This is a genomic window from Streptacidiphilus pinicola, from assembly GCF_003258295.1.
In the GTDB taxonomy this organism is placed as follows: Bacteria; Actinomycetota; Actinomycetes; order Streptomycetales; family Streptomycetaceae; genus Streptacidiphilus; species Streptacidiphilus pinicola.
The window spans coordinates 1-20,478 of record NZ_QKYN01000070.1 but is presented as its reverse complement, the minus strand read 5'-3'; the positions used below and the strand labels follow the sequence as shown (position 1 = coordinate 20,478).

The window sequence follows — 20,478 nt, the reverse complement described above, 5'->3', positions numbered from 1 at the left end:
GCACCGTCATGGCGCGGAAGGGCACAGCATCGTAACGATTCGTCAGGCGATGAGCCAGTGACTGGCGAGAATTGGCGGCCGTATGGGCCGTGTGAGCTTCGCCACGCAAACCAGAATTGCGCTTGCGCGTTGAGGTGCGGCAGTGTGTGGGATCTGTCAGGCCCCGTGTGTGGCATGCATGAGCCGCACACCGCCCGAGCAGATCGCGATCCGGGAGACCGGAGAGCAACGGGCCCGCGCCTCCCGTGGCCAGAGCATCGGGGAGGTCAGTGTCAGGGGCGGGGTTCGTCCGTTCGGTCACCACACGGGCGACGCTGGAAGGAAACCATGTGAACCGGATCTCGGTTCGGGGGATGGCAGTGGCCTCCGCCACTGCCGTGACTGCCGTTGGTGCTGTGGTCGGTGTCGCCTCTGGCGAGGAGAAGCCGACGCAGGTGGCCGACGTGGCAGGCTCCACCCTTCTTGCCGAAGTCCCCGCGGGCAGCTCCGCTCAGGTCGTCGCCGACAACCTGACCCGGCAGAGCGACGCCCAGCAGTCCGCTGCCGTGGCCACCGCGCAGAAGCAGGCCGCCCAGGCCGCTCGCGCCAAGGCCGCCGACGCCGCCCGTGCCAAGGCCGCTGCGGAGCAGCGGGCCAAGGACCAGGCCGCCGCAGCCGCCTCGCGTGAGGCCGCCGCGCAGCAGCAGCGTCAGCAGCTGGTCTCCTACAGCCCCGGTTCGGTGCAGGCCCTGGCCGCGTCGATCATCGGGAACGCCACCCAGTTCTCCTGCTTCAGCCAGATCGTCACCCGCGAGAGCGGCTGGAACTACCAGGCCGTCAACGCCGGCTCCGGCGCGTACGGCCTGGTGCAGGCCCTGCCGGGCGACAAGATGGCCTCGGCCGGCTCCGACTGGCGGACCAACCCGGCCACGCAGATACGGTGGGGCCTGAACTACATGAACTCCCGTTACGGCAGCCCCTGCGGCGCCTGGTCGTTCTGGCAGGCCCACAGCTGGTACTAGGCCTGACGCCAGGCCGTACCGCGCCGTACCGGCGCACATGAACGCGCGGAAGCCCCCGATCCCTGTCCGATCGGGGGCTTCCTACTTCTCCCACGGAGAGGCCGCGTGTGCGGGACGGCCTCGTGGTGGACAGTCCCCGGCGCCCTCGGCGGCTAAACCTCTTTTTCCTGATTTGCCCAAAAAAATCTGATAGCTCCCTCCGGTTCCGGGGCGCTTTCCCGTGGGGGAGAGCCCTGTGGCCACACGCACCAGGTAGCGTTCACAGCCGAACCTGTTGCGGAGGCGAGGGCGGACGGCATGGCGGGCGTGGGGAACGCATGGGAGGCGTGTCGCGGGTGGCTGGCCCGGCGGCGGGCCGAGGCCGCGGCGGCGGAGACGCCGGACCCGGTCGTACACGTGTCCGAGGCGGTCGCGCGCGTTCCCGAGCAGCCGGCGGAGCCGGTCGGGCCGGTGGTCGCGGTCATGGCTCCCGCGGCGGCGACGGCCGTCGCGGACCAGCCCGCGCCCGCGCTGACTGCTTCCGTCGCGGCGCCCGCCGCTCCGGGAGCTCCGGCACCGGGCGCGACGCGCGCCGAGCTGCCGCCCTACCCCGCCCGTCCCGCTCACCCGGCCGAGTCCGTGCCGTGGGGCCTGCGGGTCGCCGCCGAGGGCATGTGGCGGCTGCTGCTGGTCGGAGCCGGCCTGTACGTGCTGCTGCAGGTCGTCGGCACGCTGCGGATCGTGGCGCTGGCCTTCGTCGCCGCCCTGCTGATCAGCGCGCTGCTGCAGCCCACCGTCTCCTGGCTGCGCCGCCACGGCGTCCCGCGCGGCCTGGCCACGGCGCTGACCTTCCTGGGCGGCCTGGTCGGCATCGGGCTCGTCGCCTGGTTCGTCTTCTGGCAGGTCAGCACCAACTTGAACCAGGTGACCGACCACGTCCAGCAGGGCATCGGCCAGATCCGGCACTGGCTGGAGAAGGGCCCGATGCACCTCACGGACACCCAGATCAACCAGTTCGCCAACCAGCTGACCAAGGCCGTCGGCACCAACAGCGACCAGATCACGTCGTTCGGCTTCTCCACGGTGAGCGTGGTCGTCGAGATCGTGACCGGGGTCTTCCTGGCGATCTTCTGCACGTACTTCCTGCTGTACGACGGCGAGCGCATCTGGGGCTGGTGCCTGCGGCTGCTGCCGGCCCGCTCCCGCACGTCCGCGGCGGGCGCGGGCCCGCGCGCGTGGTCCACGCTGACGGCGTATGTGCGCGGCACGGTCGTCGTGGCCTTCATCGACTCGCTGTCGATCGGCATCGGCATCTGGCTGCTGGGCGTGCCGCTGGCGATGCCGATCGCGGTGATCATCTTCCTCGGCGCGTTCATCCCGCTGGTCGGTGCGCTGATCACCGGCACGATCGCGGTCCTGATCGGCCTGGTCACGCACGGGCCGGTCACGGCCCTGCTGGTCCTCGCGGTCCTGCTGGGCGTCCAGCAGATCGAGGGCCACCTCCTCCAGCCCCTCATCCTCGGCCGCGCCGTCCGCGTCCACCCCCTCGCGGTCATCCTCGCCGTCGCGTCCGGCTCCATCATCGGCGGCATCGGCGGCGCGGTCGTCGCGGTCCCGCTGGTCGCGGTCACCAACACCGTCATCGGCTACCTGCGTGCCCGGCACGCGGTCGACGAGGACATCCGCGCCGCGTTGACGGCAGCGTCGGCAGGCGAGTAACCACTGAAGGGGCGCGAGGAACTGCGCGAACAACCACCCTGTGCGGATGGAGCCTCGCGCCCCTGGGTAGTGCAACTCAGCCGATGCGACCCTCGGTCTCGAGGGTGACGCCGACGGCCTGGACGACGGCGGCGATCTTGAACGCGGACTGGATGACCTCGCGGTCCACACCGGCCTTGCGGAGCACCTGCTCGTGGGAGTCCAGGCACTGGCCGCAGCCGTTGATGGCCGACACGGCCAGGCACCAGAGCTCGAAGTCGACCTTCTCCACGCCGGGGTTGCCGATGACGTTCATCCGCAGGCCGGCGCGCATCGTCCCGTACTCCTTGTCGGAGAGCAGGTGCAGCGTCCGGTAGTAGACGTTGTTCATCGCCATGATCGCCGCCGCGGCCTTCGCCGCGGCGTACGCCTCGGGCTTGAGGTTGGCGCGGGCTTCCGGCTCGAGCTCGGCGAGGACCTGCTCGCTGCGCGAGGCGATCGCGCAGGCGAGGACCGTGCCCCACAGCTGCTGCTCCGGTAGCTCCGAGTTGCCGATGACCGAGCCCAGGTTGAGCTTGAGGTCCTTGGCGTAGTCCGGCAGCGCCGACTTCAGTTCGTCGAGGGCCATGCGGTCACTCGCCCGCGAGCAGGGCGTCCGCGTCCAGCGTCGCCTCGCCCTTGTTCCAGTTGCACGGGCACAGCTCGTCGGTCTGCAGGGCGTCGAGGACCCGCAGGACCTCCTTGGGGTTACGGCCCACGGAGCCGGCGGTGACCATCGCGAACTGGATCTCGTTGTTCGGGTCGACGATGAAGACGGCGCGCTGCGCGGTGCCGTCCGCGTTCTCCACGCCACAGGCGCTCATCAGCTCGTGCTTGATGTCGGCCAGCATCGGGAAGGGCAGGTCGGCCAGGTCCTTGTGGTCCCGGCGCCAGGCGTGGTGCACGAACTCGGAGTCGCCGGAGACGCCCAGGATCTGCGCGTCGCGGTCCGTGAACTCCTCGTTGAGCTTGCCGAACGCGGCGATCTCGGTCGGGCAGACGAAGGTGAAGTCCATCGGCCAGAAGAAGACGACCTTCCAGCCGTTCAGCTCCTCACTGGCGATCTCCTTGAACTCCAGCTTGTCGGCGGAGGGGCCGACGACGCTGTTGAGCTTGAAGGCGGGGAACTGGTCACCAATGGTGAGCATGAGGGGTGTCCTCCGGGATCCGGTGCGTGCGGTGTGCACCTGCAATCTCGCATGTCGGACTTTGATCAGTGAAATAGCTAGAATCAAAGCCGTTGATCGGAGGAAGTTATCAGTAAGGCCCGCACCACCGGCCGCACGCCCAGTGTCGCCCAGCTCCGCGCCTTCCTGGCCGTCTCGGAGCACCTGCACTTCCGCGAGGCGGCCGCGGCGCTCCGGGTGAGCCAGCCCGCGCTGTCCGGCGCGGTCGCCGCCCTGGAGGAGTCGCTCGACGTCCGGCTGGTCGAGCGGACGACGCGCAAGGTGCTGCTCACGCCGGTGGGGGAGCGGGTCGCGGAGCACGCCCGCACCGTGCTCGGCGCGCTGCACGCGCTGACCGAGGAGGTCGAGGCGTCCCGGCGGCCGTTCACCGGGCCGCTGCACCTCGGGGTGATCCCGACCATCGCACCCTATCTGCTGCCGACGGTGCTGCGGCTGGCCCGCGACGTGTACCCGGACCTGGACCTGCACGTCCACGAGGAGCGCACGCACCAACTGCTGGACGGGCTCGGGACCGGGCGGCTGGACCTGCTGCTGCTGGCGCTGCCGGCGGGTTCGGGGCTGGTCGACATCCCCCTCTACGACGAGGACTTCGTCCTGCTCACCCCGCCCGACCACGAGCTCGCCGGGCGCGCGGACGTCCCGCGCGACGTGCTGCTGGACCTGGACGTGCTGCTGCTGGAGGAGGGCCACTGCCTGCGCGACCAGGCCCTGGACCTGTGCCGGGAGGTGGGCGCGGAGCCGGGCGCCACACGTGCGGCGGGCCTGTCCACGCTGGTGCAGCTCGTCGCGGGCGGGCTCGGGGTGACCCTGCTGCCGGCCACGGCGGCACCGGTCGAGGTCGGACGCGCCGCGTCGCTCTCCGTCACGCGCTTCGCGACCCCGGAGCCCGGCCGCCGCGTCGGCCTGGCCCACCGGCCCTCCTCGCCGCGCACCGCGGAGTACCGGCGCTTCGCCGACTCCCTGCGCGAGGCGGTCAGTGAACTGCCCGTCAGCATTCTGGGCGTGTGATCGCCGACCGCCTCGACGGCGTCCTACCCTGGCGGGCATGAGCAACCTGGACCTGAAGCCCCAGCCGAGCGTCTGCGGTGGTCGCGAGGACGTCTCCGCCGAGCCGGTGCGCCAACTCCTGACCGGTCGTGAGGTGCAGCTGGGCGAGAGCACCGTCGTGCGTCGCCTGCTCCCCAACCTGGGCCGCCGGATGGTCGGCGCCTGGTGCTTCGTCGACCAGTACGGTCCCGACGACATCGAGCAGGAGCCGGGCATGCAGGTCGCCCCGCACCCGCACATGGGCCTGCAGACCGTGAGCTGGCTCCACGACGGCCTGGTCGAGCACCGCGACAGCCTCGGCAGCCTGCAGACGGTCCGCCCGCGCGAACTCGGGCTGATGACCTCCGGCCGCGCCATCTCCCACTCCGAGCAGTCGCCGCGCTCCCACGGCAAGTGGCTGCACGGCGCGCAGCTGTGGGTCGCGCTGCCGGACGAGCACCGGTTCGCCGAGCCGACCTTCGAGCACCACGCCGAACTCCCGCGCGTCCAGGGCCAGGGCGTCGACGCGACGCTGATCCTCGGCAGCCTGGACGGCGCCACCTCCCCGGGCCGTGTCTTCACGCCGCTGGTCGGCGCGGACCTCTCGCTCGCCGCGGGTGCCGACGCCCGCCTGCCGCTGAACCCGGACTTCGAGTACGCGGTGCTGGCCATGAGCGGCGCCGCGACCGTCGACGGCGTGCGCGTCGAGGTCGGCTCGCTGCTCTATCTCGGCTGCGGCCGCCGCGAACTCCCGCTGCGCGCCGACGACGGCGCGGCCGAGGTGATGCTGCTGGGCGGCGAGCCCTTCGCCGAGAAGCTGGTCATGTGGTGGAACTTCGTCGGCCGCACCCATGAGGAGATCGCCCAGGCCCGCGAGGACTGGATGACGGGCGACCGCTTCGGCGAGGTCCACGGCTACGACGCTCCGCCGATCCCCGCCCCCGAGCTGCCCGCACTGCGGCTGAAGCCCCGCGGCCGCGAGCGCTGACCGCGCTGACCTTCGCCGACCTGCGGTGCGAGGATCGAGCAGGTTTCGAGAAGCCGTGGTGTGCTCGCCCTGCCTAGCGTGGTGGACATGACTTCCATCGCATCCATCACCCTCGACGTGGCCGACCCGTCGGCCGCCGAACGCTTCTACGCCGACGCCTTCGGGCTGGACGACGGCCGGCTGAACCTGCGCGCCTCGGAGGCGCCGACCAGCGGCTTCCGCGGGTTCACGCTGTCGCTCGTTGTCGGGCAGCCGGCCGACGTCCGCGGCCTCTTCGACTCCGCCGTGGCCGCCGGGGCCACGGCGCTCAAGCCCGTCTCGAAGTCGATGTGGGGCTACGGCGCCACCGTCCAGGCGCCGGACGGGACCATCTGGAAGATCGCGACCTCGGCGAAGAAGGACGCCGGCCCGGCCACCCGGCACATCGACTCGATCGTGCTGCTGCTCGGCGTCGCCGACGTGGCCGCGAGCAAGCGGTTCTACGTCGAGCACGGCCTGGCGGTCGGCAAGAGCTTCGGGCGCATGTACGTCGAGTTCGCCGCGGACGCCGCCCCCGTCAAGCTGGGGCTGTACCGGCGTCGCGCCCTGGCCAAGGACGCCGGCGTGGCCGCCGACGGCAGCGGCTCGCACCGCCTCGCGATCGCCGGCACCGGCGGGTCGTTCACGGACCCGGACGGCTTCCCCTGGGAGCCGGCCACGGCCGCTGCGGCCGCCTGAGAGCGACCGGCGGCGACGGCCGGTCAGCGCAGGCGGGAGGAGGACAGGATCGAGACCAGGTGGGCCGGCACCATCAGCCAGGCGACGGCGGCGACGGCGGCCACCGCCCACTCGGTCGGCGTGTGGCCGCCGGTGAACAGCTCGACGACCGCGGCGGCCAGGAAGAGCAGCGAGGCCTCGATGCCGTTGGTGATCCGGTGGATCTTGAACGCGGCGGCCAGGCGGCGCACCGAGTTGACCCGGGCCGAGCGCACCTCGGTGGCCTCCTCCGTCACCGCCTCCAGGCCGCTGCGAGTGCGGGCCACGTCGACGAGGTCGGTGGACGCCTTCAGCAGCACAATGCCGAGGGCCGCGGCCAGGCCGACCGACACCCAGGCGACGGACGCGTTCTCGGCCACCCGGAACCCCGCGCCGACCAGCAGCGCCGCGTCGGCCAGGTAGGCGCCGAGCCGGTCCACGTAGACGCCGACCGCGCTGAACTGCCGCTTCCAGCGAGCGACCTCACCGTCCACGCAGTCGAAGAAGAGGAACGCCTGGAAGAGCAGGGCGGCCAGCAGCGGCCCGGCGATCCCGGGGATCAGCAGCGCCGCGCCCGCGCCCACCCCGGCCACGACCATGGCCCAGGTCAGCGTGTTCGGCGTGACGGAGGTGCGGACCAGGTACCGGGTCGCGCGCAGCGACAGCCGCCGCATGTAGAGGCGCCCGGCCCAGTGTTCGCCGTTCCGGAGCCCGAGCTTGGCCTGCGGCTGGCAGACGTCACGGAGCTCGGCGAGCGTGGGGGTGGCGACCGGCATGGGGGGCCCTTCTGGAATCGACCTGTCCGACAAGGGCGTGAGCGTACTCGTCCCCGGGCGGCGGTGCTTCTCCCGGGGTCCCGTCAGATGAGTCCGGCGGCCACCAGGACGCCGATCGCGACCAGCGTCAGCGCCGTGATCAGGTTGGCGCGGCGGTCGATCCAGGACGCGGTGAGCAACCGCGCGCCGAGGGCGGTCGCGGTGGTGAGACCCACGATCGTGCCGACCGTGGCGACGGTGAAGGCGAGCAGCGAGCCGAGCGCGGCGCTCGTCCCGAGCGCGCCCGCGGCGAGGAAGACCGGCAGGATCGTCAGGTCGGGCGACGCGGCGGCCCCGAATGGGATCAGCAACCCGGCCAGCCGACGGCCTCGGCTCTCCGGCGCGGCCGCGGCCGCCTCGGCCCGGGGCCGGTCCAGCACGGCGGCGGGGGCGCCGTGGTTGTGCGGGTGCGGGTGGTCGTGGCTGTGGCCGTGCGGATGCTCGTGCTCGGGGTGTTCGTGGTGCCCGTGTCCGTGCCCGTGTCCATGTCCGTGGCCGTGCCCGTGGCTGTGACCGGTGCCGTCGTGCGTGTGGCCGTGGCCCTTGCCCAGCAGCTCCAGGACCAGGAAGACCAGGCCGGTCGCCAGCAGCAGGCCGCCGACCACCAGGTCGGTGTGCCGGGCGACGGTGCCGCGGAACTGCATGCCGACCAGCATCAGGATCCCGCCGAGCAGGACGGAGACCAGGACGTGGGTCGCCCCGGCCGCCAGGGAGAGGCGGACCACGCGGGACGTCCGGTACTTCCGCGTGCGGGCCAGGACGGCCAGCGGCAGCCAGTGGTCCGGCATGACGGCGTGGCCCAGGCCGACGCCTGCGGCGGCGAGCAGCAGCGCGGGAAGCGTGTTCACGGATCCACCGTACAGTCTCATCTGCGCATGCGTGAAGACGGGAAGCCAAACGCCCTGGAGTGCCACTTGCAAGGCCTGCGCAGGTGGGAGGATGACGCTCATGGACCGGATCGACCAGGATCTCCACCCGCACACCGTGCCGGGCGAACCGCTCTCGGACGCCCAGGTCGGGACGGCCGTCGCCGCGCTGGCCATGCTGGCCGAGCCGACCCGGCTGCGGCTGCTCTGGGCGTTGCGCGAGGGGGAGCTCGGGGTGACCGCGCTGGCCGAGGCGGCCGGCTGCTCGCCGACCGCGGCGAGCCAGCACCTCTCCAAGCTGCGGATCAGCGGCCTGGTCGACCAGCGCGCGCAGGGCCGCGCCCGCCTCTACCGGCTGCGCGGCGCGCACCTGCGACGCCTGCTCGACGAGGTCGCCGCCCACGCGGACCACACCCTGCGCGGCCTGCCGCCGCACGCCTGACCGGTCTGTTCACATTGGCGCGAGAGGGTGGTGTCAGCTCGCCGCGTGAACGCCGAAGGAGGACTGCGCCGTGCAGGACCTGACCACCGCCGACTTCCTGATCCGCCTCGCCACCGGTGTGGCCTGCGGAGCCCTGATCGGCGTCGAACGGCAGTGGCGCGCCCGGATGGCCGGCCTGCGGACCAACGCCCTGGTGGCGACGGGCGCGACGCTCTTCGTGCTCTACAGCGTCTCGGCCGGCGACAGCAGCACCACCCGGGTCGCCTCGTACGTCGTCTCCGGCATCGGCTTCCTCGGCGGTGGCGTGATCCTGCGCGACCGTGGCGGCGTGCGCGGGCTCAACACGGCCGCGACGCTGTGGTGTTCGGCGGCGGTCGGGGTGATGGCGGCGAGCGGGCGGCTGCAACTGGCCTGGCTCGGCGCCTTCGCGGTCCTTGCCGTGCACCTGGTGCTGCGGCCCGCCGGGCGTCTGCTCGACCGGGCGCCCGCCGCGGGGAGCGACCCCGACAGCGTCTCCCGCGCCACCGTCCACCTGCGCTGCGCCCGCCGCGACGAGGCGCACATCCGGGCGCTGCTGCTCCAGGCCCTGGCCGCCGCCGGCTTCACCCCGACGGGGCTGCGGGCCAGCCGTGAGGGGGAGGAGACCACCAGCCTGCGCGCCACGGTGGACGTCGATGGCGAGGTGGGCAAGGCACTGGAGCCGGTGGTCACCCGGCTCTCACTGGAGCCGGGCGTCCGTGACCTGCACTGGCACACCGAGGACGAGGAGGAGGGCGAAGCCGCCCTCGCCTGACGTCCTGTCCACGGGATTCAGAGCAGCTCGGGGTGGTGCTTCGAGGTGACCTCCGGATGCGCCCGCACCCACCCCTTCAGCTCGTTGAAGCCGAACTCGGCGTGGAGCGGGTTGGCCGGGTCCTGGGTGACCCCGGTCGCCTCGGCCGCGTGCGGGAACGGCACCGGCTCGATCCGGGCGTCCAGGCGCGGGTTGTAGAAGAAGGGCGCGGAGTAGCGCTCGCCCGGCGTGCCGACCACGCGGTGGTTGGTGGCCTTCAGATACCCGTTGGTGGCCACCTCCAGCAGCTCGCCGAGGTTCACCACGAAGGCGCCGGGGATGTGCGGCACGTCGAGGTAGCCCTCCCCGGACGGGTCCTCGACCTGCAGCCCGCTCACGCCGTCGGTGAGCAGCAGGGTCAGGAATCCGTAGTCCTTGTGGATGCCGACCCCCTGGTCGTCGCCCTGCGGCGCGGCTCCCGGGTAGCGGATCAGCTTCAGCTGGCTGCGCGGGTGACCGGCGAAGGCGTCGTCGTAGAAGTCCGGCGGGGCGCCGATCGCGGCCAGCAGCTCGTGCAGCAGGTGGTCGGCGATCGCGCTGAGCCTGGCGATCCATGCCAGCGCGGTGGTGCGCAGCTCCGGCAGCGCGGACGGCCACTGGTTCGGGCCTTCCAGCCACCAGTACGCGGGCTCGTCCCGGCCCGGGACGTGCGGGGGCAGCTCCTCGCCGATGTCGAGCTGGTCGCGCCAGTCGCGGGTGCCGCGGGTCAGTTCGGTGCCGACGCGGGTGTAGCCGCGGTAGTGCGGGGAGTTGCGGTTGTCGAGGGCGAGCCGGTCGGCCTCGGGCAGGGCGAAGAAGGCGCGTGAGACGCGCAGCAGCTCGTCCATCTCGGCCTGGCTGACGCCGTGGCCGGTCAGCTGGAAGAAGCCGACGTCGCGGGCGGCGCGGTGCAGCGCCTCGCGGTCGACGTGCGCGAGGTCGATGACGGGGAGGGCTTCGAGCGGGGAAAGGGTGGCGACGGACATGGGGGTCCTCGGGGAGGCGCGGAGGGGAGGGGGACGCTGGGGTCAGGCCTCGGCGCGACAGGACATGCTCGTGACGCGGACGAAGTCCACGTGGCGACGGGAGACGAGCATGACCATGCTTCGAGCGTAACGCGGTCACGGGGCGCGGCAACCGTGAGCAAGCCGACACTTCGCAGGGAATGACCGGGCTCGGGCATGCGTTACAGCGCCCGACAAGCCATCCGGCCCGCGATTCGAAGAAGTGAAAGGGGATGTCCGTGACTGACACGCTTGCCGAGGAGTACGCCCGCGCACAGCTCTTCTTCGACTCGAAGGCCTACAGCGACGCCGCGCTGATCCTGGCCCCGATCGTCGAGGCCGAGCCGACCCACGGCGCCGCCCGGCAGCTGCTGGCGCGCTCGTACTACCACTCGGCGCAGCTGCGTCGCGCCGAGGAGGCGCTGCTGCGGGTGCTGGAGGCCGACCCGGTCGACGGCTACGCGCGCCTGATGCTGGGCCGCACCCTGGAGCGCCAGGGCGGTCGCGCCGAGGAGGCGGCGACCCAGCTGCGGCTGGCCGAGGCACTGGGCCAGAGTCTGCTCTGAGCCATAAGCCTGACTTAACGTCAGGTCAAATTGGTCCAGACCCTTGACGGCTGGATTGGTATATACCAACGTGATGGAGTGTCGGGTACACGTCCACACGGAGGTTGCACATGCCACGCTCCAGACGGCTCGGACTCACCATCGCGGGGGCGGCGACAGCCGTGTTCGGCTTGGCCGCCTCCCTGCTGGGAGGCATCGCCCCCGCGGCGGCCGCGGGGAACACCACCGGCGCCGCGGCGACCAGCGGGGGGATCAAGGTCGCCTACTTCGACCAGTGGTCGATCTACCAGAACGCCTTCTACCCGAAGAACCTCGACACCGAGGGCATCGCGGGCAAGCTCGACTACCTCATCTACGACTTCGAGAACATCGACCCGACCAACCTGACCTGCTTCGAGACCACCAAGGCCACCGACCCTGACCCGGCCGGCGAGAACGACCCGAACGCCGGTGACGGCGCCGGTGACAGCTTCGCCGACTACCAGAAGAGCTACGACTCCTCGATCAGCGTCGACGGCACCTCGGACGTCTACAACCAGCCCATCGCCGGCAACTTCCATCAGTTGCAGGAGCTGAAGAAGAAGTACCCCAACCTCAAGATCCTGCTCTCGCTCGGCGGTTGGACCTACTCCAAGTACTTCTCCGACGTGGCCGCGACCTCCGCCTCCCGGCAGAAGTTCGTCTCCTCCTGCATCGACATGTTCATCAAGGGCAACCTGCCCTCCCAGAGCGGCTACGGCGGCGCCGGGACCGGCGCCGGCATCTTCGACGGCTTCGACATCGACTGGGAGTACCCGGGCGCGGCCGGCCACCTCGGCAACCACTACTCGGCCGCCGACACCGCCAACTACACCGCGCTGCTGCAGGAGTTCCGCACCGAGCTCAACGCGCAGGGCGCGGCCGACGGCCACAGCTACGCGCTCTCGGCGGCGGTTCCCTCCGGCCAGGACAAGATCAGCAAGATCCAGACCAACCAGATCGGCCAGTACCTCACCTTCGCCGACGCGATGACGTACGACATGTACGGCGCGTGGAACGCCACCGGGCCCACGGACGAACAGGACCCGCTCTACGCGAACCCGAACTCGCCGGAGTCCAAGGTCGCCCCCGGCAACGAGACGTACAGCGTCGACAACGCGATCAGAGCCTGGACCGTCGGCGACAGCGCCTACGGCATCCCCGGCGGGTTCCCCGCCAACAAGCTCACCGTCGGCATCCCCTTCTACTACCGGGGCTGGACGGGCGTGCCGGCGGGCTCGAACCACGGGCTCTACCAGTCGGCCACCGGCGGCTCACCAGGCCAGACCGACTCCGGCAACGTGCCGGGCGTGGCCATGTACAAGGAACTGAACGGCGTCGTGAACAACGCGTCGGACACCTACTGGGACCCGGTGACCGACTCGGCCTACTTCTACGACGGCAACAACTTCTACGGCGGCGAGGACCCGCAGTCCATCCAGGCCCGCGCCGACTACGCGCACTGCAACGGCCTGGGCGGGTTCATGATGTTCTCGCTCTACGACCTCGACCCGGCCACCACGCTCTTCAACTCGGCGGTCAACGACATCAACGGCTCGGCGAGCTCCTGCCCCACCGGCGGTGGCGGCACCGAGACCGTCTCGGTCGCCAACCCCGGTAACCAGACGGGGACGGTGGGCACGGCGGCGTCGGTGCAGGTGTCGGGTTCGGACTCGGCGGGGAAGTCGTTGACGTACTCGGCGACGGGTCTGCCGGCGGGGCTGAGCATCTCCTCGTCGGGTCTGATCTCCGGGACGCCGACGACGGCGGGTACGTCGAACGTGACGGTCACCGCCTCGTCCGGTAGCGCCTCGGGGTCGACGTCGTTCACCTGGACCGTGAGCTCCGGCGGTGGCGGCACCGAGACCGTGACGGTCACCAACCCGGGCAACCAGACGGGGACGGTGGGCACGGCGGCGTCGGTGCAGGTGTCGGGTTCGGACTCGGCGGGGAAGTCGTTGACGTACTCGGCGACGGGTCTGCCGGCGGGGCTGAGCATCTCCTCGTCGGGTCTGATCTCCGGGACGCCGACGACGGCGGGCACGTCGAACGTGACGGTCACCGCCTCGTCCGGTAGCGCGTCCGGGTCGACGTCGTTCACCTGGACCGTCAACTCCAGCGGCGGGGGCGGGGGCGGCGCGCTCGCCAACGGCGGGTTCGAGAGCGGCAGCCTCAGCCCGTGGACCTGCCAGTCCGGCAGTGGCGTGGTCAGCAGCCCGGTCCACTCCGGCAGCTACGCGCTCCAGGTCGCCCCGTCCTCCAGCACCACCGGCGAGTGCGACCAGACCATCACCCTGCAGCCCAACACCAGCTACAAGCTGACCGGTTGGGTCACAGGCCCGTACGCCTACATCGGCGTCAGCGGTGGTGCCACCGCCAGCACCTGGTCCAGCGGCACCAGTTGGAACCAGCTGACGGTGCCGTTCACCACCGGCTCCAGCGGCACTGTCACCGTCTACGTGCACGGCTGGTACGGACAGGGCAACGTCAACGCCGACGACTTCGCCGTCGGCTGACGTCAGCGCCGTTCAGGGGCGGGTCATCCGCAGCACGTCCAGAGCCTGGTCGAGCTGCTCCTCGGTGATCCGCCCCGCCTCGACATGGCCGCGCTCCAGCACGACCTGGCGGATCGTCTTGCGCTCCGCCAGGGACTGCTTGGCGATCTTCGCCGCCTCCTCGTAGCCGAGGTAGCGGTTGAGCGGCGTGACGACCGAGGGGGACGACTCCGCGTACTCGCGCAGCCGCTCCACGTTGGCCGTCACGCCGTCCACGGTGCGGTCCGCCAGCAGGCGGGCGACGTTGCCCAGCAGCCGCACCGACTCCAGCACGTTGCGCGCCAGCACCGGCAGCATCACGTTCAGCTCGAACGCACCGCTCGCCCCGGCCATGGTGACGGTGGCGTCGTTGCCGATCACCTGCGCGGCGACCATCAGCGTCGCCTCGGGGATCACCGGGTTCACCTTGCCCGGCATGATCGACGAACCCGGCTGCAGATCCGGCAGGTTGATCTCGCCGAGACCGGTGCGCGGGCCCGAACCCATCCAGCGCAGGTCGTTGGAGATCTTGGTGAACCCGACCGCGATCGTGCGCAGCTGGCCGCTCAGCTCCACCAGGCCGTCCCGCGCGCCCTGCGCCTCGAAGTGGTCCCTGGCCTCCGTCAGCGGCAGCCCCGTGGCCCGCGCCACCTCCGCGATCACCGCGGCCGAGAACCCGCTCGGCGTGTTGATCCCGGTCCCGACGGCCGTCCCGCCCAACGGCAGCTCCGCGACCCGCGGCAGCGTGGCCCGCAGCCGCTCCACGCCGTAACGGACCTGGGCGGCGTAGCCGCCGAACTCCTGCCCGAGCGTGACCGGCGTGGCGTCCATCAGGTGCGTCCGGCCGGACTTGACCACCGTCGCGAACTCCTCGGCCTTGCGCGCGAGCGCGTCCGCGAGATGGTTCAGCGCCGGGATCAGCTCGTGGGTGACGGCGGCCGTGGCCGCGATGTGGATCGAGCTGGGGAAGACGTCGTTGGACGACTGGCTCGCGTTGACGTGGTCGTTCGGGTGCACGGACCGCCCGAGCCGCTCGCTCGCGAGTGTCGCGACGACCTCGTTCATGTTCATGTTGGACGAGGTGCCCGAGCCGGTCTGGAACACGTCGATGGGGAACTCGTCGTCCCACTGCCCGGCCGCGACCTCCTTGGCCGCACTCCGGATCGCCTGCGCGGTCTCGGCGTCCAGTACCCCGAGCTTCGCGTTCACCTTCGCCGCGGCGGCCTTGATCTGCGCCAGCGCCGCGATGTGCGCCCGCTCCAACCGCTGCCCCGAGATCGGGAAGTTCTCCACCGCGCGCTGCGTCTGCGCACCCCACTTGGCCTCGGCGGGGACGCGCACCTCACCCATCGAGTCGTGCTCGATCCGGTAGCTCTCCATATCCCGATCAGCGTCCCAGGGCGGGTGGGTGTTCCCGCCCTGGACACGCCGTCAGGATGCGCGGCTCAGGCCTTCGGCCCGACCGGGCTCGTCACATGATCCGGCTCAGGCCTTCGGCCCGACCGGGCTCGTCACATGATCCGGCTCAGGCCTTCGGCCCGACCGGAATGTTCGTGATCAGCGGCTGCACCGGGCCGGGATCCGTGAAGAAGTCGTTTCCCTTGTCGTCCACGACGATGAACGCCGGGAAGTCCTCGACCTCGATGCGCCAGATGGCCTCCATGCCGAGCTCCGCGTACTCCAGGACCTCGACCTTCTTGATGCAGTCCTGCGCGAGGCGCGCGGCCGGGCCGCCGATTGAGCCGAGGTAGAAGCCGCCGTGCTTGCCGCAGGCGTCGGTGACCTGCTGGGAGCGGTTGCCCTTGGCCAGCATGACCATGGAGCCGCCCGCGGCCTGGAACTGGTCGACGTAGGAGTCCATGCGGCCGGCCGTGGTCGGGCCGAAGGAGCCGGAGGCGTAGCCCTCGGGGGTCTTGGCCGGGCCCGCGTAGTAGACCGGGTGGTTCTTCATGTACTCCGGCATGCCGTCGCCCGCGTCCAGGCGCTCCTTGAGCTTGGCGTGCGCGATGTCGCGCGCCACGACCAGCGTGCCGGTCAGCGACAGGCGGGTCTTGACCGGGTGCTTGCTCAGCTCGGCCCGGATGTCGGCCATCGGACGGTTCAGGTCGATGGTGACGACGTTGTCGGACAGGTGCTCGTCAGTGGTGTCCGGCAGGAAGCGGGCCGGGTCGCGCTCCAGCTGCTCCAGGAAGACGCCCTCGGCGGTGATCTTGGCCTGCGCCTGGCGGTCGGCGGAGCAGGAGACCGCGATGGCGACCGGGCAGGACGCGCCGTGGCGCGGCAGGCGGACCACGCGCACGTCGTGGCAGAAGTACTTGCCGCCGAACTGCGCGCCGATGCCCAGCTTCTGGGTGAGCTCGAAGACCTTCTGCTCGAGCTCGACGTCGCGGAAGCCGTGGCCGGTGGGGGAGCCCTCGGTGGGGAGGGTGTCCAGGTAGTGCGCGGAGGCGTACTTGGCCGTCTTCAGCGCGTACTCGGCGCTGGTGCCGCCGACGACGATGGCCAGGTGGTACGGCGGGCAGGCCGCCGTGCCCAGCGAGCGGATCTTCTGCTCCAGGAAGGCCATCATCGAGGCCTCGTTCAGGACCGCCTTGGTCTCCTGGAAGAGGAACGACTTGTTGGCCGAGCCGCCGCCCTTGGCCATGAAGAGGAACTTGTAGGCGTCGCCGTCGGTCGCGTAGAGCTCGATCTGCGCCGGCAGGTTGGAGCCGGTGTTCTTCTCGTCCCACATGGTCAGCGGGGCCATCTGCGAGTACCGCAGGTTCAGCTTGGTGTACGCGTCGTACACGCCGCGGGAGAGAGCCTCCTCGTCGCCGCCCTCGGTCAGCACGTTCTGGCCGCGCTTGCCCATGACGATCGCGGTGCCGGTGTCCTGGCACATCGGCAGCACGCCGGCCGCGGCGATGTTGGCGTTCTTCAGCAGGTCCAGCGCGACGAACTTGTCGTTCGGGCTGGCCTCCGGGTCGTCCAGGATCCGGCGCAGCTGCGCCAGGTGCGCCGGGCGCAGGTAGTGGGAGATGTCGTGCATGGCCTCGGCGGCCAGCAGCCGCAGGGCCTCCGGCTCGACCTGTAGGAAGGTGCGGCCGTTCGCCTCGTACGTGCTGACTCCCTCGGAGGTGATCAGCCGGTACGGGGTGTCGTCCTTCCCCAGCGGGAGCAGGTCGGTGTAGGCGAACTCGGGCATGTGCGGACAGTCCTTCACGGTCAGGCGTCGTCGTCGGCGCGCCTTCCAGGGTATCGACCACCCGTGCGGCCTCCGGGCGCGGTCCCGGGAGGGTGCGCGGGATCACACGTCACTGGTCACTCGGCGGGGCGGCTGACTATTCTCGGGCCGTGGACAACTCCTCGTCGTCAGCGTCGGAGCCCGAGCGCCTCCCGGAGGCGAACCCGAGGAACGAGCCCGTTCCGCGGCCGTTCGCGGAGCCCGCGGAGGGGGATCTTCGTGCCTCCGACGCGGACCGGGAACGGGTCGCCGCGGCGCTGCGCGACGCGTACGCGGAGGGCCGGCTGGACGCCGAGGAGCACTCGCAGCGCCTCGACGCCGCCTACGCGGCCAAGACGCTCGGCGAGCTGGTTCCCCTCACGCGTGACCTGCCGGCCCACGACCGGGTGCAGCCGCAGTCCGTCGCGGCGCCCGCCTCCGCGCAGGAGCCCGCGCCGGTGTCGGGATCGAACGAGATCGTGGCGATCTTCGGCGGCTCGGTCCGCAAGGGCCGTTTCCGCGCCGGCCGATTCATGCGGGCCAAGGCGATCTTCGGCGGTATCGAGATCGACCTGACCGAGGCCGTCTTCGACGCGCCCGAGCTGGTCATCGAGGTCAACGCGATCTTCGGTGGGGTCGAGGTGAAGGTCCCCGACCACGTCTCCCTGCACGGCGGCGGCTCAGGCATCTTCGGCGGCTTCGAGGTCCGCGAGGAGGAGGGCACGGACCCGAACGGTCCCGTCGTCACGGTCCGCGGCAAGGCCGTCTTCGGCGGCGTCGCCGCAAGTCGGCGCCGTGGGCGCAGGCAGGCCGTCGAGGACCGGGGCCGCCCGCGGGGCTGAGCCGGCGCCCCCGCTCGTGCGAGTGTCAAGCGTCGTGCGAGCCAAAGGCGTTGTCATATGACAGTCTGTCGATCTGGTTGTGTGCCGTGTGCATGAATCGACCTATGCCGGGGTAGATCCCGTTTCACATCGCACTGTCGCAACGTCACCGTGGCGTCCCCCAGCGCCCCGACGTTGTGCGCGATTTCGTGAGAACTCCCCCCGGCCCGTCGTCAGGAGTGCGCCGTGCTGCATCCGATCGCGTCCCGTCAGGATGTCTTCCGCCCCCGCGTCGCGGGGAGCACGGTCCCGGCTCAGCGTGGGCCGAGTCCGGAGGACGACCCCTGGCACACGGGCGCGGCCTGCCGCCGCGACGAGGCCGGTCTCTTCTTCGCCCCCTCCAAGGAGCCGACGGCCGCGCGCCTGGCCCGCGAGGAGCAGGCCAAGCAGGTCTGCGCGCGCTGCCCGGTCCTGCTGGAGTGCCGCGAGCACGCCCTGGTCCTCCCCGAGCCCTACGGCGTCTGGGGCGGCCTCACCGCGGCCGAACGCCGCGTCGTCCTCGCCCGCCGTCGCCGCCAGGACCAGGACCTTCGCATCGCGGGCTGAACGGTCGGTTGCAGCACGTCAGGGGCGCGGGGCTCTGCCGATTTGCGGCTCTGCCGCGTGGGCGCGAGCAACCACCGGCATGCCGATGGCTCTGCTCGTGCGGCGACTCACCACACAGGGTGGCTTGTCGCGCCCACGCGGCGGAGCCGCATGATGTTGCAGCCCCGCGCCCCTGAATTCGCGAAGCGAATTCCTACTTCGCCCGGTCGAAGTCGACCGCGCTGTAGGCGCGGAGCTTCGAGAGACGGTGGACCGAGTCGATCTGGCGGATCGTCCCGCTCTTGGAGCGCATGACCAGGGAGCTGGTCGTGGCCGTCTCGGAGCGGTAGTGCACACCGCGCAGCAGCTCGCCGTCGGTGATGCCGGTCGCGACGAAGAACACGTTCTCGCCGCTGACCAGGTCGTCCGTGAGCAGCACGCGGTCCAGGTCGTGGCCGGCGTCCAGTGCCTTCTGCCGCTCCGCGGCGTCCTTCGGCCAGAGCTTGCCCTGGATCACGCCGCCCAGGCACTTGATCGCGCAGGCCGCGATGATGCCCTCGGGCGTGCCGCCGATGCCGAGCAGCAGGTCGACGCCGGTGCCCTCGCGGACCGCCATGACCGCGCCCGCGACGTCGCCGTCGGAGATGAACTTGATCCGCGCGCCGGCCTCGCGGATCTCCTGAGCCAGCTGCTCGTGACGCGGGCGGTCCAGCAGGACCACGGTCACGTCCTCCGGTGCCTTGCCCTTCGCGCGGGCCACGGCCTGCACGTTGTGCGCGACCGGCGCGGTGATGTCGACCGTGCCCGCCGCCTCGGGGCCGGCGACCAGCTTGTCCATGTAGAAGACCGCGCTCGGGTCGAACATGGTGCCGCGGTCCGCCACCGCGAGCACCGAGAGCGCGTTCGGCATGCCCTTCGCACAGAGCGTGGTGCCGTCGATCGGGTCCACCGCGACGTCGCACTCCGCACCGGTGCCGTCGCCGATCCGCTCGCCGTTGAAGAGCATGGGGGCTTCGTCCTTCTCCCCCTCGCCGATGACGACGACGCCGTTCATCGACACGGTGTGCACGAGCGTGCGCATCGCACGCACGGCGGCACCGTCCGCGCCGTTCTTGTCGCCCTTGCCGACCCAGCGACCGGCGGCCATGGCAGCGGCCTCGGTCACACGTACGAGTTCGAGGGCGAGGTTGCGATCAGGTGCCTCGGGGGCGACCTCCAGGGAAGAAGGCAGACGGTTCTGGTGCTGCTCGGTCATCGAATTCCGTACCTCTCTGTACGCCGACGGCCGGAATGAGGGTGCTGCGATCGTATCTTCGACCTGGGCGGATGTCTGTGGCGCCGGGCACGTGCAGGGTACGTCGGGACCGTTCGCGCGGCGCGTCGGGACCCCGCGGCCGAGGGCGCGACGGCGATGGTTCACCATGGTGGGGTGGCAACCGAGAACGTGACAGCCGAGAACGTGACAGTGCGCAAGCGGCCGGGGATGGCCGCCAAATCCGTGCGCGACATGGTGTTGTCGCTGGCCGCGGTGCTGGCGGCGGGGATAGTGATCTACCTCTTCATCCCGCACAGCGGCGGCAACGGCGTGCGTCCGGTGCAGTACCAGGACTCCGTCGTCTCGGCCCGCCGGGCCGCGCCCTACCCGTTGCTCGCCCCGCAGGGCCTGCCGTCGGGCTGGAACGCGACCTCGGTCAACTTCGACGGCTCCAACCCCGGGGCGGCGGTCTGGACGCTCGGCTTCATCGACCCGGCCGGGCAGTACGTCGCGATCCAGCAGAGCAACGCCCCGGCGGACTCCGTCATCCACGACGCGACCCTGGACGGGCAGAAGACCTCCGCGACGACGACCGTCGACGGCACCGTCTGGACGAACTACCAGGGCAGCCGCTACCAGGCGATCGTGCTGAAGGGCGCCAAGGGCACCACCGTGGTCTTCGGGACCGAGACCTTCGCCAAGCTCGGCGACTTCGCCGCGAAGCTCACCGACCACTGACCTGCCGCTGACCCCGGCGCCACAGCACGGCCACAGCACGGAGCCCCGACCGGGCGGTACTCGGTCGGGGCTCCGTGCTGTGGCGCTCGGTGCCGGCTGGCTCAGACGGTGGTGACGACCTCGTCGTAGGCCAGGCGCGGGCCGCGCGGGAACCAGGCGTCCTCGCCG

General features: G+C 71.1%; 20 protein-coding genes. 12 read left to right on the top strand and 8 right to left on the bottom strand.

All coding sequences use genetic code 11. The annotated features are described in order from the left end of the window. Positions 1-329 precede the first annotated feature (329 nt). Together DN069_RS18160 and DN069_RS18155 are read left to right on the top strand one after the other, a co-directional pair. Positions 330-1,001 carry an aggregation-promoting factor C-terminal-like domain-containing protein gene (locus DN069_RS18160; RefSeq protein WP_111502070.1) on the top strand — a complete coding sequence of 224 codons (672 nt, stop codon included), beginning with the start codon at positions 330-332 and terminating at the stop codon, positions 999-1,001. 297 nt (positions 1,002-1,298) lie between these two features. After that, positions 1,299-2,699, top strand: a complete 1,401-nt coding sequence (locus tag DN069_RS18155) for an AI-2E family transporter (RefSeq protein ID WP_243639391.1) — start codon at positions 1,299-1,301, stop codon at positions 2,697-2,699. A 76-nt stretch (positions 2,700-2,775) separates the two neighbouring features. Here DN069_RS18155 and DN069_RS18150 read toward each other — a convergent pair whose 3' ends face one another. After that, on the bottom strand, positions 2,776-3,306 hold the full coding sequence (locus tag DN069_RS18150; RefSeq protein ID WP_111502069.1) for an alkyl hydroperoxide reductase: 531 nt from the start codon (positions 3,304-3,306) through the stop codon (positions 2,776-2,778). A 4-nt stretch (positions 3,307-3,310) separates the two neighbouring features. Then, entirely contained in the window at positions 3,311-3,865 is a 555-nt protein-coding gene (locus DN069_RS18145) for a peroxiredoxin (protein ID WP_111502068.1), read from the bottom strand. Between the two features lie 108 nt (positions 3,866-3,973). Here DN069_RS18145 and DN069_RS18140 point away from each other — a divergent pair, with 108 nt between their 5' ends. From DN069_RS18140 to DN069_RS18130, 3 genes are all read left to right on the top strand, one after another. Further along, positions 3,974-4,912, top strand: coding sequence for a LysR substrate-binding domain-containing protein (locus DN069_RS18140; protein WP_111502067.1), 939 nt, complete (start codon positions 3,974-3,976; stop codon positions 4,910-4,912). A gap of 37 nt (positions 4,913-4,949) precedes the next feature. After that, positions 4,950-5,918, top strand: a complete 969-nt coding sequence (locus DN069_RS18135) for a pirin family protein (RefSeq protein WP_111502066.1) — start codon at positions 4,950-4,952, stop codon at positions 5,916-5,918. A gap of 87 nt (positions 5,919-6,005) precedes the next feature. Further along, on the top strand, positions 6,006-6,635 hold the full coding sequence (locus tag DN069_RS18130) for a VOC family protein (RefSeq protein WP_111502115.1): 630 nt from the start codon (positions 6,006-6,008) through the stop codon (positions 6,633-6,635). A 23-nt stretch (positions 6,636-6,658) separates the two neighbouring features. Here DN069_RS18130 and DN069_RS18125 read toward each other — a convergent pair whose 3' ends face one another. Together DN069_RS18125 and DN069_RS18120 are read right to left on the bottom strand one after the other, a co-directional pair. Then, positions 6,659-7,429, bottom strand: a complete 771-nt coding sequence (locus DN069_RS18125) for a CDP-alcohol phosphatidyltransferase family protein (RefSeq protein ID WP_111502065.1) — start codon at positions 7,427-7,429, stop codon at positions 6,659-6,661. 83 nt (positions 7,430-7,512) lie between these two features. Beyond that, positions 7,513-8,316 carry a hypothetical protein gene (locus DN069_RS18120; RefSeq protein WP_207892186.1) on the bottom strand — a complete coding sequence of 268 codons (804 nt, stop codon included), beginning with the start codon at positions 8,314-8,316 and terminating at the stop codon, positions 7,513-7,515. Between the two features lie 91 nt (positions 8,317-8,407). Between DN069_RS18120 and DN069_RS18115 the strand changes: the two genes are divergently transcribed. Together DN069_RS18115 and DN069_RS18110 are read left to right on the top strand one after the other, a co-directional pair. Continuing rightward, positions 8,408-8,776: an ArsR/SmtB family transcription factor gene (locus tag DN069_RS18115; protein ID WP_243639390.1), complete on the top strand. Its 369-nt coding sequence runs from the start codon at positions 8,408-8,410 to the stop codon at positions 8,774-8,776. Between the two features lie 70 nt (positions 8,777-8,846). Then, on the top strand, positions 8,847-9,569 hold the full coding sequence (locus DN069_RS18110) for an MgtC/SapB family protein (RefSeq protein ID WP_111502063.1): 723 nt from the start codon (positions 8,847-8,849) through the stop codon (positions 9,567-9,569). A gap of 17 nt (positions 9,570-9,586) precedes the next feature. On the opposite strand, the gene DN069_RS18105 is transcribed toward DN069_RS18110, so the two are convergent. Next, a complete protein-coding gene (locus DN069_RS18105) occupies positions 9,587-10,573 on the bottom strand; it encodes an isopenicillin N synthase family dioxygenase (RefSeq protein ID WP_111502062.1) in 987 nt (328 codons plus the stop codon). A 257-nt stretch (positions 10,574-10,830) separates the two neighbouring features. Between DN069_RS18105 and DN069_RS18100 the strand changes: the two genes are divergently transcribed. Beyond that, positions 10,831-11,157: a tetratricopeptide repeat protein gene (locus DN069_RS18100; protein ID WP_243639389.1), complete on the top strand. Its 327-nt coding sequence runs from the start codon at positions 10,831-10,833 to the stop codon at positions 11,155-11,157. 110 nt (positions 11,158-11,267) lie between these two features. Beyond that, positions 11,268-13,691, top strand: coding sequence for a glycosyl hydrolase family 18 protein (locus DN069_RS18095; protein WP_111502060.1), 2,424 nt, complete (start codon positions 11,268-11,270; stop codon positions 13,689-13,691). A 12-nt stretch (positions 13,692-13,703) separates the two neighbouring features. Here the strand turns inward: DN069_RS18095 and DN069_RS18090 are convergent, their stop codons facing one another. Beyond that, on the bottom strand, positions 13,704-15,089 hold the full coding sequence (locus DN069_RS18090; RefSeq protein WP_111502059.1) for a class II fumarate hydratase: 1,386 nt from the start codon (positions 15,087-15,089) through the stop codon (positions 13,704-13,706). A gap of 145 nt (positions 15,090-15,234) precedes the next feature. Further along, complete coding sequence (locus DN069_RS18085; RefSeq protein WP_111502058.1) at positions 15,235-16,893, bottom strand: fumarate hydratase; 1,659 nt, start codon at positions 16,891-16,893, stop codon at positions 15,235-15,237. Positions 16,894-17,042: 149 nt separating this feature from the next. Here DN069_RS18085 and DN069_RS18080 point away from each other — a divergent pair, with 149 nt between their 5' ends. Both DN069_RS18080 and DN069_RS18075 read left to right on the top strand, forming a co-directional pair. Further along, positions 17,043-17,753 (top strand): DUF1707 SHOCT-like domain-containing protein, encoded by a 711-nt coding sequence (locus DN069_RS18080; protein WP_111502057.1) that lies wholly within the window; start codon positions 17,043-17,045, stop codon positions 17,751-17,753. 225 nt (positions 17,754-17,978) lie between these two features. Then, on the top strand, positions 17,979-18,338 hold the full coding sequence (locus DN069_RS18075) for a WhiB family transcriptional regulator (protein WP_424556296.1): 360 nt from the start codon (positions 17,979-17,981) through the stop codon (positions 18,336-18,338). 193 nt (positions 18,339-18,531) lie between these two features. Here DN069_RS18075 and glpX read toward each other — a convergent pair whose 3' ends face one another. Next, the gene (gene glpX / locus DN069_RS18070; RefSeq protein ID WP_111502056.1) at positions 18,532-19,572 is read right to left on the bottom strand and encodes a class II fructose-bisphosphatase; all 1,041 of its coding nucleotides are present in this window, start codon (positions 19,570-19,572) and stop codon (positions 18,532-18,534) included. Positions 19,573-19,746: 174 nt separating this feature from the next. Here glpX and DN069_RS18065 point away from each other — a divergent pair, with 174 nt between their 5' ends. After that, positions 19,747-20,310, top strand: a complete 564-nt coding sequence (locus DN069_RS18065) for a DUF4245 domain-containing protein (protein ID WP_243639388.1) — start codon at positions 19,747-19,749, stop codon at positions 20,308-20,310. Positions 20,311-20,478: the final 168 nt, after the last annotated feature.

Excerpts from the sequence above, each read along its gene's own strand:
- DN069_RS18090 (WP_111502059.1), bottom strand. The coding sequence starts at position 15,089 with ATGGAGAGCTACCGGATCGAGCACGACTCGATGGGTGAGGTGCGCGTC.
- glpX (WP_111502056.1), bottom strand. The coding sequence starts at position 19,572 with ATGACCGAGCAGCACCAGAACCGTCTGCCTTCTTCCCTGGAGGTCGCC.
- DN069_RS18135 (WP_111502066.1), top strand. The coding sequence starts at position 4,950 with ATGAGCAACCTGGACCTGAAGCCCCAGCCGAGCGTCTGCGGTGGTCGC.
- DN069_RS18105 (WP_111502062.1), bottom strand. The coding sequence starts at position 10,573 with ATGTCCGTCGCCACCCTTTCCCCGCTCGAAGCCCTCCCCGTCATCGAC.
- DN069_RS18085 (WP_111502058.1), bottom strand. The coding sequence starts at position 16,893 with ATGCCCGAGTTCGCCTACACCGACCTGCTCCCGCTGGGGAAGGACGAC.
- DN069_RS18145 (WP_111502068.1), bottom strand. The coding sequence starts at position 3,865 with ATGCTCACCATTGGTGACCAGTTCCCCGCCTTCAAGCTCAACAGCGTC.
- DN069_RS18155 (WP_243639391.1), top strand. The coding sequence starts at position 1,299 with ATGGCGGGCGTGGGGAACGCATGGGAGGCGTGTCGCGGGTGGCTGGCC.
- DN069_RS18115 (WP_243639390.1), top strand. The coding sequence starts at position 8,408 with ATGACGCTCATGGACCGGATCGACCAGGATCTCCACCCGCACACCGTG.
- DN069_RS18130 (WP_111502115.1), top strand. The coding sequence starts at position 6,006 with ATGACTTCCATCGCATCCATCACCCTCGACGTGGCCGACCCGTCGGCC.
- DN069_RS18150 (WP_111502069.1), bottom strand. The coding sequence starts at position 3,306 with ATGGCCCTCGACGAACTGAAGTCGGCGCTGCCGGACTACGCCAAGGAC.
- DN069_RS18125 (WP_111502065.1), bottom strand. The coding sequence starts at position 7,429 with ATGCCGGTCGCCACCCCCACGCTCGCCGAGCTCCGTGACGTCTGCCAG.
- DN069_RS18095 (WP_111502060.1), top strand. The coding sequence starts at position 11,268 with ATGCCACGCTCCAGACGGCTCGGACTCACCATCGCGGGGGCGGCGACA.